Origin of the sequence: Methanosarcina thermophila TM-1 (assembly GCF_000969885.1) — an archaeon.
Lineage (GTDB): Archaea > Halobacteriota > Methanosarcinia > Methanosarcinales > Methanosarcinaceae > Methanosarcina > Methanosarcina thermophila.
Genome location: NZ_CP009501.1, coordinates 279,401 through 292,185 on the forward strand (window position 1 = coordinate 279,401; position 12,785 = coordinate 292,185).

Here is a 12,785-nt window from a genome sequence, read left to right on the forward strand (position 1 = left end):
GATAAAAGTTCTTAGACAAGTCATTGAATTAATTTATTTATTAAGTTAACTGGTAAGTTATTCGATTAAATTCAAGAATCAGGTCATAACAGAATTACAGGAGTAAAATTATGCCTGAATCTCCTTTATTCCTTAGTCTCATTTGGGTTTCTTGCCACTGAGACTATAGCAGGCCTGATAACTTTCGAGTTAAGAGCGTATCCGGCTTTGTAAACCTCTACTATAGTATTGTCCGGAAGTTCAGAGGTTTCGACATGCTGAACTGCTTCGTGCTTGTGAGGGTCGAATTCGCTGGCTCTTTCACTCTCGATTTTCTCAATTCCATATTTTTCGAGGATTGAGAAAAACTGTTTTGAAAGCTGTTCTAATCCGCTGGCGATCGAGCTCATATCCTCTGCAGTCTTTGTAGACTTGATGGCACGATCGAAATTGTCCGTTACTTCAAGGAAATCAAGAAGTACCTGCTCAAGCACAGCTTTTCGGGTTTCCTCTATCTGGCGGGCGGTCCGTTTTCTGAAATTGTCAAAGTCTGCTGCAAGCCGAAGAAGCTGGTCTTTGAGAATCTCGTTCTCCTCCCGGCACAGCTCCTCAGGGCTTTTTTCAGTTTCGGAACTGGCAGAAGCCTCTTCGGGACTACCCTGTGCTTCTTTAGCCTGTGTTTCTTTAGCCTCTTCGGGACCACCCTGTGCTTCTTTAGCTTCTTCAGGACTACCCTGTGCTTCTTTAGCTTCTTCGGGATTATCCTGTGTTTTTTTAGCTTCTCCCCCCGAAGAACCAGAATTCTTAGCATCAGGGTCTCCAGCTTCAGCCTGGGTATCTTCTTTAGAATCCGCATTTCCTTCTTTATCGAATATTTTCATTAATCGATCCCCATCAAGTAATTATAGCGGTTTCGCTCGTCCTGATCTGTGATTGTTTGTAATTCTATAAATACTTTTCGGATAACGGGTATATCTTCTAATCCAAATGGGTGAGAAAAAGAAAGATCAGTAAAAATGATTTTGAAGTTTATATGAAAGTGCTTTGAGTATTACAACGCTTGCAATCATAGAAGCTGCGATTGCTGAGATCACCTGATCCCACCCGATTGCCGAGATTCCTCCTCTCAGTGCAAACTGCACGCCGCCTACAAGCGACACAAAGACAAAGGAAAATCCGAAACCTGCAAGTGCTCCTCCAACAAGGGAGCTGAGAGTGTCCAGTCCCTGTCTTTCGTAAAAAACCATACCTGCAATAAATATCACAGCAAAGATCAAGAGTACGACTGCAGTAGGCAATGGACTTTCTTTTGTGGAAAAAATCTTAAAAAGCCCGAGCCCCATGTCAACCAGGAATATGCCCATGAGAACCGCAATAGAAAGGGTTTTCACAAACGAGTTTTCAAAGACCGACTGAGAGTTAGGGTTTCTGCTGCTAATAGTACCAGGCACCTTTATGTTTTTACGATGTTTAACTTTTAAGGTATACGTATAATTTATATAAACTTTTACATAGCAAATTTAATCCTCAATTCCAACCGTTGAGCCGAAACCGTTGCGCCGGTTTATCACCAAGCGTTGCGCCGCTTGACCACGCCGTTCTGGGGTTTTCGCTCAAGCCTTTTTTCTAAAAGGCTTGCGTTGCAAAAGTAATATATAAATGACTGGGTTTTTCCTTTCCAATGAAAATCCTGATTGCGGAATTTGCTGTCGGCACAGAAATTGAAAAATCCCTTATCCCTGAGGGAGCAGCTATGCTGAAAACCCTTGTAGAGAGTTTTGTCCGGCTTGGGTATGAGGTTTATTACCCATCGGCAGGCACGAAAATCTGTGCAGGCATGCGGGTTGAATCTACAGCTGAGAATTTCAGGCAGGTAATTGGGAGAGAAGCAAAAAGTTGCGACGCGGGGCTAATTATTGCCCCTGATTCAATGCTTCCCGAGCTGAATGAGGTTCTTGAGGAGAATACTGTAAATTTGGGATGCTCTCCCAGGTCGGCAGCCTGCTGTGCGGATAAGTTGCTCTGTGCGGAAATCCTGAAGAAAGCCGGGATTAAAACTCCTGAAATTGCAAAAGAGCCGGAAAAAGGCAAAAGATATATCACAAAACCAAGATTCGGCTGCGGAGCAGAGGCAACATACCTGGTCACAGAGTTCGAGAACAAAGAGGGATTCTTTGCGAGTGAGTATATTGAGGGAGAGCATCTGAGCGTAAGCCTTATTGCAGGAAAAAAATCGCTTCCTCTTACTGTAAATCGTCAGTTCATAGAATTTGGCAAGAAAGAAGCTGAATCCGGAGAAAAGGGGAAAGCAGAAGTTTCCGGAATAAAGTATAACGGGAGCCTTACTCCTTACCAGACTGAAAGAAGAGAAGAAATCTATGAAACCGCAATTTCCACAGCGGAATGTCTGAACTGTTTCGGATATGTAGGTGTGGATATTATACTCACCGATTTTCCGTATGTAGTGGATGTGAATCCAAGGCCCACAGCTTCGCTTTTCGGGATCAGCCGTGTTATGCGGGAGGAAATAGGAGACCTGATTCTGAAAAACAGGTTTGGAGAACTTCCTGACCATGTGAATATTGAAGGAGAATTCTGTTTTTCAAAGGATGCTCTGGGCGAACTTTTTGGAAGAACTTGAAAAATAGATAGCAGATTAAAGACCAGAAAAATAGAAACGCTGGAAAGCTTAAAAAGAACCTAATAAAGGGCTCAAAAATGAATTCAAAAATTATCGGGCTTGATATTGGAGGAGCGAATACCAAACTTGCTTCCTCGGACGGAAAGATCGTAGAACTTCACTATTTGCCTCTCTGGAAGAACACGCGGCTTCCTGAGGTTCTGAAGGAAATCGCACAGCGGCTGCAGCCCGAAAAAGTTGCTGTTGTTATGACCGGAGAACTTGCAGACTGTTTTGAGGATAAGGAACAGGGCATTCTCTATATAAAGGCATGTGTTGATTCTGCCTTCGGGCCCTCGAAAGTTTCATATATAAACAATATGGGCAGGTTCCAGCATGAAACTGATGATATAAGGAAACTTGCTGCTGCCAACTGGGCGGCTTCTGCCAGGCTGGTAGGAAAAGAGTTAGGAGATTGTATTTTTGTGGATGTTGGAAGCACCACAAGTGATATTATTCCTATCGTTTCGGGTGGACATAAAGCAGGGCTTACTGACTTTGAGAGGCTTTGCAGGAGTGAACTCGTGTATGCAGGCACACTCAGGACAAACCTTGCCGCACTTCTCGAAAAGGTAAAGCTTGAGAGAGGCTGGTGCAGGACGGCTTCAGAACTCTTTGCTACAACTGCGGACGCTTATCTCCTGCTTGGAAAAATCGATGAGGGTATGTATACATGCGAGACTGCTGATGGAGCAGGCAAGAGCAAAACCGATGCTATGCGCAGGCTTGCAAGGCTTGTCTGTGCGGATCTTTCTGAAATCCAGGAAGAGGAAATCTATGAAATCGCAAATCAGGTAAAGAGAAAACAAGTTTTTACCCTGGCTGAGGCGATTTCCGAGGTTGCGGAGAGAAACGGGCTTAAAAGAATCGCAGCCGCAGGCCTTGGGGAATTTCTGATAAAAGAAGCTGCAGAGAGGCTTGATATGGAATTCGTATCGATATCCAGCCACTGGGGAGAAGAAATCTCAAAAGTTTTCCCGGCATATGCGGCTGCCAGGCTGATTGAGATGTAAAATCTTCACCTGAGGAATTCCAGTCTCAGGGCAGGCAGGTTGAGAACAAACACCGGATAATTGAAACCTGAAAGAAAACTATGAGATTGGTGGTTAAGATTGGGGGAAGCCTTATCAAAGAGGCTACCGAGCTTGTAAATAGGTTGGTAGAGGAATTTGGCTCAGGAAGCCAGAAGATTGTAGAGGGAGGGCACACAGCCGAAAGCTTCCCTTTTTCCATTCTCATAGTGCCTGGAGGAGGCATCTTTGCTGATGCAGTCAGAGAAGCCGATGAGAAGTTTTGCCTGAGTGCCGACACAGCCCACTGGATGGCAATTCTTGGGATGGAGCAGTATGCCTATTATCTTCAGGATAAAACCGGTTCAAGGGCTGTAGACTCAATAGCAGATGTGCCTGAAGGGGTTTCAATTCTCTTTCCATACAGGCTCCTGAGAGAAGAAGATCCCCTGCCTCATAGCTGGGACGTAACATCCGATACTATTGCAGCCTGGATTGCAAAGCAAATCGGAGCAAGATTAATAAAAGTTACGGATGTAGATGGCATATTCAGGAATGGAAAGCTAGTCAGGGAAATTTCTGCCTCCAGTTGCGTAGGGAACAATGCAAGCTGCATCGACCCTGCCCTGCCGAAGTTTCTTCTGGAAAACCGAATGGAATGCCTGATTGTTAACGGAAAATCTCCTGAGAGGGTCATTAGGGCTGTGTACGGAAAGCCTGTACCTGGTACTATGGTAAAGGGGAATGTTTAAATTGTATATTGTATATGACTAGGGGAGAAGCAAAGAGTATAGTAAAGTGCATCCAAAAGCGTTAATTAAATTCAGTTAATTAAATCTGCTAATGTTTACAAAGGCGCCAGGGAAAATCGAAACTCGATGTTTAAGGAGGGCGCCCAATTCACAGCAGCTCATAACCGTTTGCTATTTGAATTAACATTTAAGGAGAAAAAAATGTCAGCACAAAAAATTGAGTACTGTACTTCATGTGGAATTCGCCTTGTGGAAAGGGGTTATGTAAAGTTTCCCTGCCCGGAGTGCGGATCAGAAATAGGAAGATGTGCAAGCTGCAGGCAGCAGGGTAACGTATACACCTGCCCCAAGTGCGGATTTAAGGCACCCTGATTCAGGTAACTTAATCAGATCAATGCCTGTGTATAAAATTCTTGAACTCGATCAAAAGACAAAATAAAAGTATAAGAGGAATCAGAATGGGTGACGTTGCAGCAAAAATTAAGATTATGCCAGAAAGCGTTGAAACCGACCTTGCAGAATTAAAAGAGAAAATAAAATCCGTAATTCCTGCCGGGGCAGACCTTCACGGAGATATTGTTGAAGAGCCTATTGCTTTTGGTCTGAAGGCTCTAATTGTAACATTAATTGTCAATGACGAAGAAGGCGGAACTGAACCTGCAGAAGAAGCTTTTGCAAAAGTTCCCGGTGTCGAGACCGTTCAGGTTCTGGAAGCCTACCGTATTTAAGAGGAGAAAAGACCGGACACAAGTCCGGAAAACCATCTTTTCAATTCTCCTTTCCTATAAGGGCTCGTAGATCAGGGGAAGATCGTTACGTTCGCAACGTAAAGGCCGCGGGTTCAAATCCCGCCGAGTCCATTTAATATTCCGGATTATTGCTTCTACTTCTTTTTTTCATGATTAAGCATTCATTTGATGATAAAAGAATAGATTCAAAGAGACAAATTGGAAGAGCGATAAAGCACTCTCCGCAAATGTCGTTTTAAGCTGTCGGATTTTAATAAATTATGCTGAACTTTCAAAATCTTGGAATATATCAGATGCTTTTTAAATAGGGGATGCATAACGGATCAACATATATTTTTAATAAGATAATAAAAAGATAAGCCAGGAAGCATCGGGCTCAAGAAAAAAGAGTGGAAAAGTGAGGAAAGATCCTCAAAAGACGCTCTTGGTCTGGATTTCGATAAAGATAATGATATCTATTTCTGTACAACTCACAAATATGCGAATTAAGAAAAACGGGGGATTGTAAATTACTAAAGACAATAGTATGCTCGGAAATGCCGAAGGGATAAGCGAATCAGGTAAAGAAGAGCTGAAGATGGAGCTTCTCCCGACAGACCCAAATTTTTTCCTGAAATTGGGAGAAGAGGGAACAATTCTTTGCGCTAATAAGGCAGCTAAGGCTCTTCTTGAATATTGGGGTGTAAAAGAAGGGCAAAAAGTGCCTGATGTACTGAGGCACAATATAAAAAGAATCCTTGCACAGAAGGAGCCGAAAAGTTTTGAGATTCAGGCAGGGAAGACAACATATGCTGCAGTACTCTATCCTTTTCCGGAAGAGAACTATGTAAACCTTCAAGCTTTTGATATAAGCTTCAGGGCTCTTAACGAAGAAAAGCTCCGCAGAAGAGAAAAACAATACCTTTCTCTGAGCAACCTCAGCAGGATCTCCTTAACCTGCAAAAACTTACAGGAAATTCTGGAAAGAAGCGCCCTGCTTATTGCTAAAGGGCTTGGTGCGGACTTTTCCAGAATCCTGGAACTCATGCCCGATGGAACTTTTATTATGAGGGCAGGATACGGCTGGAAAGAGAAGTACATAGACAGCGTTATTATAAAAGAGAAGTCTCAAGCCGAATATGCCCTTGCTTTGAAAAAAACTATTATCCTGGAAGATATTGATACCGAAACCCGTTTTGAGTGCAGTGAGTTTATCAGGCGGCACGGCATAGCCAGCGGAGCTACGGTTCTGATAGGGGATATGAGTAAGCCTTTTGGGGTAATGGAAGTTTACAGTCGGGAAAAGAGAGAGTTTACTGAGGATGAGATATATTTCCTGGATTCTGCTGCTATTTTATTATCCGAGATCATAGGGCGTCGGCATGCCGAGGAAAAACTCCGGATTCATCAGAAGGAGTTGGAAAAGCTCGTTGAAGAAAGAACCCTTGAGTACACGGAAGCAAATGAGAACCTTCTACATGAAATAATGGAAAGGAGAAAAACTGAAAAAAACCTCACGAATAGCCTGAAATTTCTTGAAACTCTCCTTGATACCATACCCGCACCTGTGTATTATATAGATAATAATGGCAGGTGTCTCACTTGTAATAATATTCTAGCCAGGCAGGTTCTGGGACTGGAAAAAGAAGAAATTATAGGAAAAACTTTTGCTGAAGTGCACAATAAGTCGCAAGCGGGGATTTTACTTGAAATCCATAAAGACGATCTGGAGCTGTTGCAGAGAGGGGGAAGCGACGTATCTGAAAAAGAAATCATGTGTGCTGACGGCATAAAAAGAGACTTCCTGGCGAGCAGGGTAACTTTTCTGGACGAAGAAAAAAACGTAAGGAATATGGTCGCTGTACTGCTTGATATAACTGAACTCAGGAAAACTGAGAATAAGCTCCAGAATAATGTGAGATTTCTGGAGACCCTGCTTGACAGCATTCCAAGCCCGGTGTTTCAGAGGGACTTGAATGAAATATACGTAAACTGTAACGAGAGTTTTGCCAGGCAGATTATGGGGCTTCCCAAAGCTGAGGTTATAGGGGGCTCTTTTAGAGAGTTCCAGAAGAGAGTTCCAAAGGAGCTTGCAGAGATCTATCACAAGCATGATAGGAACCTCCTTGAAAAAGGGGGAAGCAACTATTACGAAACCAAGGTGCTCTGTGCCGACGGCATAGAGAGAGATTTTCTTTTCCATAAAGCCACTTACCAAGACAGTTCGGGAAAAGTGGCTGGAGTAGTCGGTGTAATGCTTGATATTACCGAGCGTAAAAAAGCTGAGGAGATTTTCAGGAGAAGTGAGGAAAGATATCGGATCGCTGCCGAACAGACAGGGCAGATTGTGTATGACTTTAATATAAAAACACAGGAGGTAGATTGGGCAGGAGCTATTCCAGAGCTTACCGGTTACAGTTTTGAAGAGTTCCAGAAAATCAATCCTGAAACGTTGCTGGAGCACATTCATCCTGATGATCTCGGTGGAATAATAGAAAAAGTCAAGGTCTTCTTTGAGAAAGGAGAGAGATTGAGAGAAGAGTTCAGGTTCAGGAGAAAGGACGGTAATTATATTTATGTAGAAGACCGGAGAGTCCTTCTCAGGGACGCGGAAGGAGATCCATATAGAGTGCTTGGGGTAATGAAAGATATTACGGAGATAAAGCTTGCATCGAAAAAAATGAAAGAGAGCGAAGAGCGCTACCGGTCCTTTATGAAAAATTTCAGGGGAATAGCTTTTCAGGGAAATCTGGATTTTACACCTATAATGATTGACGGGAGTGTGGAAGAGATTACAGGGTACCGGGGAGAAGATTTTATGTCCGGAAAAGTAAGCTGGAACCAGATTGTTCTCCCTGAAGACTGGCAAAACCTTGTTAATAATAATGAGAGATTAATAAAACATCCGCTGCTTGTAATAGAACACGAATACCGTATAAGACACAGGGATGGAAAAATAAAATGGGTTCGCGAAGTTGTCCAGAATGTTTCAGATTTTACAGGCAAGAGAAGAATCCTGCAAGGTGCAGTTTATGATATAACCAAACAAAAAGAAGCTGAAGAGTCTCTGAAAAAGGTAGAAGAAATCCGTAAAAAAGAAATCCATCACCGCATAAAAAATAACCTTCAGGTTATCTCCAGCCTCCTGGAACTCCAGGCTGAAAGATTTGACGAAGAAGAAGTCCTTGAAGCTTTCCGTGAGAGCCAGAACAGGGTTGCCACTATGGCTATAATCCACGAGGAGCTCTACAGGTCAAAAAATAGTGAAACCCTCGATTTCTCGGAATACCTTCAGAAATTGACCTCAGATCTTCTTCACTCCTACACTGTCAGGAAAGGCGATATCAGGATGGAGCTGGATATTGAGGAGGTCTTCTTTGGAATGGACACGGCAGTCCCTCTTGGGATAATTATTAACGAGCTCGTGTCTAATTCTCTAAAACATGCTTTTCCTCAGGGTAGAAAAGGGGAAATTCGGATAAAACTCTGCAGGGTTGAAGAGAACGGAGAGAATAAAAATATAAGTAATAGCACTAATAATATTGGTGCTAAGAGCTCAGTTGATAAAAGTAGCCAATATTCGCTGGTAGTTTCGGACAATGGATTAGGTTTTCCGGAAAATCTCGATTTCAGGAATACTGGTTCTCTGGGTCTGCAACTTGTAAATATTCTTGTTGAACAACTGGAGGGTACAATCGAACTCCAAAATGGTGCAGGGACTACCTTCAAAATATTGTTTAAAGAAAACGACTGACTATCCGGAGACTTATTCGATATTAAAGGGGAGATACAATGAAAAAGGCAAAAATTCTGGTAGTCGAAGACCAGAATATCGTGGCTCTTAATATCAGAAACAAATTGAAAAACCTTGGATATACTGTGACGGGTACTGCGTCCACAGGAGAGGAAGCCATAAGAAAAGCCGATCTGTCGAATGCAGACCTTGTTCTTATGGATATCATGTTAAAAGGAGAAATGGATGGAATTGAGGCTGCCCGTGAAATTAAGAACAAGCTTAAAATTCCAGTGCTTTATCTTACCGCCTATACTGATGACGAGACTCTGGAGAGGGCAAAAACAACAGAACCTGCAGGATATATCTCAAAACCTTTTAAAGAAGAGGATTTGCACAGCAATATAGAGATGGCTCTTCACAAACACAGAGCTGAGAAAAAGGAAGCTGAGAAAGAGGCGGAAAAAGAAAGTGAGAATAGCACTGAGTAATTTTTCACCATAAATCCGACCAAATCAAGTCTCAACGAGAAACTTTAGAGGAAATTCCCACTGGCACAGGGAGCTGAAATTCTAAAAATGGAATTGAGAATAAAGAAAGTAATTCCAATCGGAAAGAATCCTCTAAAATCTCTTTTAGTGAACTATCCCCTGCTTTCTGATGAAAACAAGGAGGGGATTTTCCGCCTTAGGTTTAAAATTGGCGTTCTGACTATGCTCTTTCAGGGTAGATTGCACCGAAGAGAATAACCGTGAGATATGTCAGACAAGTTTCTTTTCTTTTTTCAGGATAAACTCAGCCTACTAGACTCCATGCTACAGAGAATCGAGAGAGATTTACTTGCGCGCGATTTACTACTGAAAAATTGAAAATGCCGTATAAATGAAATCTCGGAGTAAGGGCATAAAAGATTATTAAAATATTTAACAAATATTGCCTTGTCTGATTTCTGTGCAGAAGGCTGAAGAAGAAACAGGAAAGCGATTTTGATAGGAAGACTAATCTGCTGTAAGGACAATAAGATTAACAAGAACTGGTGTGGGGCATGGTACTTCGTTTGTAAATGAAAATGAGCTTGATGAGGTCAGAACTATTGAAGACGGGTTCCGTAAAGCGTATAGTGGAGACCAGAGAGGCACAATAGAAGCCATCAACAGGTTAAGGGACTTCGTGTTTCAGCTTATTCATCTAGATGCCAATGCTGAAAATGAGCTGGATTTGAAAGCACTTATCATCTCAATTGGGGATATAGCCAGGGTTGCTGCTGAAAAGGAGATGCAGCAGGCATGTGCAGTTTCATGCTATGTACTTGGGGATATAGTGTTTGAGGCTGCCAGCCAGAAGAGGGAAACTATTGCTATAAAGGCTTTATCCATTATAGGAAGCCTTGCCCAGGAGATTGCAGAAAAGGGACTGGATACGGCAGCGAAAAGTGCAGCTGAATCGCTTGGGAACTGTGGGAAGAACTCTTCTAGAATGAAAATGGAAACCTTGGTAAGCCTTTCTGAAGTTTATCTTATGCAGGTAGCCTTGAAATCAATAGAAAAAGGTCTTCCTTATGCCGGAATTGCTGCCATAGATTTTCTTGGAGAAATAGGTGTAGCTTCAGCCGAACAGGAAATTGAATCCAATGCTCTGGAAGCTGCAGTTATTCTTGAAGACCTGGGCAATGCCGTCATAAGAAGGGAAAACAGCGAGTCCCATGCAAAGGCTATAATTGAGGCACTTGAAAACCTGGGCAAAGCAGTCTCTCAGCGCGGCATGAGAAATGTAATCATTCAGATTGCGTGGTCTCTGGAAACAATACGTGTGCTTACTCTTGAACGTGGAATGAAAGGAGCATGCTTTGCCGCAAAGGCTGCACTCGAATCTGTCAATACAGCAGGTCTGCTTGATGAAGTACAGAATCTGGAAAAGATCAGGGAAATAAAAGAGCTCCATTCTATTATTTTGAGAAAGCGTTAAGGAAGGAATAGTTGAGTATTCAAAGCTCAACGGATGGCAGTGGGGTTTGAAGATATAATTCCTAGAAAACAAGGTTGTAAAAAAAGAATAGTGTAGTTGATCAGTAAAATAGTGTAAATGATCAGTAAAAACAAAAGCTCGTAATAAAATTTGTAATGACGTTATAGAAAAGAAATCATTATAGGAAAGGCGTTTCGCGTAGAAAAGAATATGGTGCTCCGGCCGGGATTCGAACCCGAGTCTTCGGCTCGAAAGGCCGGAATGATTGGCCGGACTACACTACCGGAGCACATCGCATTTCATTGCGCATCTCACAGCGCATCTCACAACGAGACCTTCAATAGATACTAGTAATATATAAAGCTGTCCCTCTCCAAACCCCTTCTGGGGGATCTATTGGTCAGATAGAGTTTTATGTGAGAACTATTTAAAGGAATTTCATTTCTTTTTATAGACATGCCGCGACTCATTAAAAAAAACTTTTTCTAAACTCTTAAAGCTTTTTTAAAAAAACTCGATTCAAAATTAGTGAATTAGGGCGGGCAGGCGGCAATAAATTATGGACTTTGAGCTCGCCTGAAACTCACATGAGTTACTGGCAACTGACAGCACTATCTGTGCAAGGCAATACATTATAAATTATACGTCTATGGAAAAGTCAGAGGAGTAATTCTCTTAATTATAGAAGTTATTTGTGAAAATCTGTAAAAAAAAGTATGGTGCTCCGGCCGGGATTCGAACCCGAGTCTTCGGCTCGAAAGGCCGGAATGATTGGCCGGACTACACTACCGGAGCGTTTTGTATGTTGTTCCCCTTATTGAAGGAGGTTCTTCAATAAGGGGCTTTTCTATATATAATTATCGGTTGCCTGTACTTTCGATATGTTATTAACTGCTGTACTTGGTAACCTTTTCAGATTTCTTCTTAAGCTTCATTCATCTTCGATATCGACATTGATTTCGCCGGTTTCTTCCGATCTCTCAGCTTCCTGTTGAATGAGGTTTTCAATCCATTCGCTGAGTCTCCCGCAGTATTCGGGTTGACAGTCGCCGGTGCAACCTGTACAGGCCGAAAATAAATTTCCTGCAAGCAGGAGGTCATATTTTTCTTTAACCTCTTCTTTTGCTTTCAGCAGGTATGTTCTTGCACCGTTTGAAACTCCAACCTCTCGTACAATAAGGTCTTTGTCCAGAAGCTTTTTTATGATTCTGGAACATTTTCTGCTATCGATGTTCAGCTCTTTCCAGATAAGGTTCTGGAAAACGCCTTCTTTATGGCTTTTTATTATGTTATAAGCTTCTTCTTCAAGATCCATGATTCCACACTATGATGTTCCTTATGCACACTATGACGTTCCTTATGTACATTATGATGTTCCTTCTGAAGTTTATTCTTCGACAGGAGTAATCAGTATGATGTTATTACCACGAAGCACTACAGAACCAAGGGAACGGACTTTTTCTCCTTTTACGATCTCCATGGTGTCCTCGAGATGAAGGTTCATGTAGTCATCCACACTCTTAAGAGTGCCTTCAAGCAGATTAAGGTCGCCTTTCATTTCTACCTGGATCTTTGATCCAACGATCTTCTGAACTTTTTTATTTGGGAACAAATTTAAACCCTCGCTTATTTGTTCTGCTTTTTCCCCGTACTCCCGGGTTCCTGTTTCTTATGTCCCAAGCCGGTAAGGGCGAGCTGCATCAGAGCCGCATCACATGTGCGGTCTGTTCGCTGCCTGTCTCAGCCGCTTCCTGTCAGTAATCGAGAAAATTTTCTAATATCGTCACTCCACCGGCTTTTAAGAAGACTGAAAATTACTTACCCTTTACAGAGATATATAACCATCGATCTTCCGGGTTCTCAAAAGACTTCCTGGATCAAATAGCTCCTTATGGAAGTCAAGTTCGATTTCTCAGTTAACCAGAATCCTTAAGCTAT

12 protein-coding genes and 3 tRNA genes are annotated in these 12,785 nt (G+C 42.3%); 9 read left to right on the forward strand and 6 right to left on the reverse strand.

What is annotated here, in order from left to right:
• Positions 1 to 125: 125 nt before the first annotated feature.
• Positions 126 to 860 carry a nucleotide exchange factor GrpE gene (gene grpE, locus MSTHT_RS01260; RefSeq protein ID WP_082086706.1) on the reverse strand — a complete coding sequence of 245 codons (735 nt, stop codon included), beginning with the start codon at positions 858 to 860 and terminating at the stop codon, positions 126 to 128.
• 126 nt (positions 861 to 986) lie between these two features.
• Entirely contained in the window at positions 987 to 1,430 is a 444-nt protein-coding gene (locus tag MSTHT_RS01265; protein ID WP_231588132.1) for a heat-shock protein, read from the reverse strand.
• 230 nt (positions 1,431 to 1,660) lie between these two features.
• Between MSTHT_RS01265 and MSTHT_RS01270 the strand changes: the two genes are divergently transcribed.
• The 9 genes from MSTHT_RS01270 (at position 1,661) to MSTHT_RS01310 (ending at position 10,847) form a co-directional block, all read left to right on the forward strand.
• Positions 1,661 to 2,620, forward strand: a complete 960-nt coding sequence (locus tag MSTHT_RS01270) for an ATP-grasp domain-containing protein (RefSeq protein ID WP_048166233.1) — start codon at positions 1,661 to 1,663, stop codon at positions 2,618 to 2,620.
• A gap of 77 nt (positions 2,621 to 2,697) precedes the next feature.
• On the forward strand, positions 2,698 to 3,672 hold the full coding sequence (locus MSTHT_RS01275; protein WP_048166234.1) for a hydantoinase/oxoprolinase family protein: 975 nt from the start codon (positions 2,698 to 2,700) through the stop codon (positions 3,670 to 3,672).
• 80 nt (positions 3,673 to 3,752) lie between these two features.
• Positions 3,753 to 4,421 (forward strand): amino acid kinase family protein, encoded by a 669-nt coding sequence (locus MSTHT_RS01280; protein ID WP_048166235.1) that lies wholly within the window; start codon positions 3,753 to 3,755, stop codon positions 4,419 to 4,421.
• A 201-nt stretch (positions 4,422 to 4,622) separates the two neighbouring features.
• Positions 4,623 to 4,793, forward strand: coding sequence for an HVO_2753 family zinc finger protein (locus MSTHT_RS01285; protein WP_048166236.1), 171 nt, complete (start codon positions 4,623 to 4,625; stop codon positions 4,791 to 4,793).
• A gap of 86 nt (positions 4,794 to 4,879) precedes the next feature.
• Positions 4,880 to 5,149, forward strand: coding sequence for an elongation factor 1-beta (locus MSTHT_RS01290; RefSeq protein ID WP_048166237.1), 270 nt, complete (start codon positions 4,880 to 4,882; stop codon positions 5,147 to 5,149).
• A gap of 60 nt (positions 5,150 to 5,209) precedes the next feature.
• A tRNA-Ala gene (locus MSTHT_RS01295) sits at positions 5,210 to 5,281 on the forward strand.
• A 415-nt stretch (positions 5,282 to 5,696) separates the two neighbouring features.
• Entirely contained in the window at positions 5,697 to 8,903 is a 3,207-nt protein-coding gene (locus MSTHT_RS13880) for a PAS domain S-box protein (protein WP_082086707.1), read from the forward strand.
• Positions 8,904 to 8,941: 38 nt separating this feature from the next.
• Positions 8,942 to 9,373 (forward strand): response regulator, encoded by a 432-nt coding sequence (locus MSTHT_RS01305; protein ID WP_048166238.1) that lies wholly within the window; start codon positions 8,942 to 8,944, stop codon positions 9,371 to 9,373.
• A 547-nt stretch (positions 9,374 to 9,920) separates the two neighbouring features.
• Entirely contained in the window at positions 9,921 to 10,847 is a 927-nt protein-coding gene (locus MSTHT_RS01310) for a hypothetical protein (protein WP_231588133.1), read from the forward strand.
• Between the two features lie 211 nt (positions 10,848 to 11,058).
• On the opposite strand, the gene MSTHT_RS01315 is transcribed toward MSTHT_RS01310, so the two are convergent.
• From MSTHT_RS01315 to MSTHT_RS01330, 4 genes are all read right to left on the reverse strand, one after another.
• Positions 11,059 to 11,136, reverse strand: a tRNA-Glu gene (locus MSTHT_RS01315).
• A 428-nt stretch (positions 11,137 to 11,564) separates the two neighbouring features.
• A tRNA-Glu gene (locus tag MSTHT_RS01320) sits at positions 11,565 to 11,642 on the reverse strand.
• Positions 11,643 to 11,778: 136 nt separating this feature from the next.
• Complete coding sequence (locus tag MSTHT_RS01325) at positions 11,779 to 12,162, reverse strand: helix-turn-helix transcriptional regulator (protein WP_048166240.1); 384 nt, start codon at positions 12,160 to 12,162, stop codon at positions 11,779 to 11,781.
• Between the two features lie 72 nt (positions 12,163 to 12,234).
• A complete protein-coding gene (locus tag MSTHT_RS01330) occupies positions 12,235 to 12,459 on the reverse strand; it encodes an LSM domain-containing protein (protein WP_048166241.1) in 225 nt (74 codons plus the stop codon).
• Positions 12,460 to 12,785 lie beyond the last annotated feature (326 nt).

Coding starts and splice junctions, on each gene's coding strand:
- grpE (WP_082086706.1), bottom strand. CDS start 860: ATGAAAATATTCGATAAAGAAGGAAATGCGGATTCTAAAGAAGATACC.
- MSTHT_RS01270 (WP_048166233.1), top strand. CDS start 1,661: ATGAAAATCCTGATTGCGGAATTTGCTGTCGGCACAGAAATTGAAAAA.
- MSTHT_RS01275 (WP_048166234.1), top strand. CDS start 2,698: ATGAATTCAAAAATTATCGGGCTTGATATTGGAGGAGCGAATACCAAA.
- MSTHT_RS01280 (WP_048166235.1), top strand. CDS start 3,753: ATGAGATTGGTGGTTAAGATTGGGGGAAGCCTTATCAAAGAGGCTACC.
- MSTHT_RS01285 (WP_048166236.1), top strand. CDS start 4,623: ATGTCAGCACAAAAAATTGAGTACTGTACTTCATGTGGAATTCGCCTT.
- MSTHT_RS01290 (WP_048166237.1), top strand. CDS start 4,880: ATGGGTGACGTTGCAGCAAAAATTAAGATTATGCCAGAAAGCGTTGAA.
- MSTHT_RS13880 (WP_082086707.1), top strand. CDS start 5,697: ATGCTCGGAAATGCCGAAGGGATAAGCGAATCAGGTAAAGAAGAGCTG.
- MSTHT_RS01305 (WP_048166238.1), top strand. CDS start 8,942: ATGAAAAAGGCAAAAATTCTGGTAGTCGAAGACCAGAATATCGTGGCT.
- MSTHT_RS01325 (WP_048166240.1), bottom strand. CDS start 12,162: ATGGATCTTGAAGAAGAAGCTTATAACATAATAAAAAGCCATAAAGAA.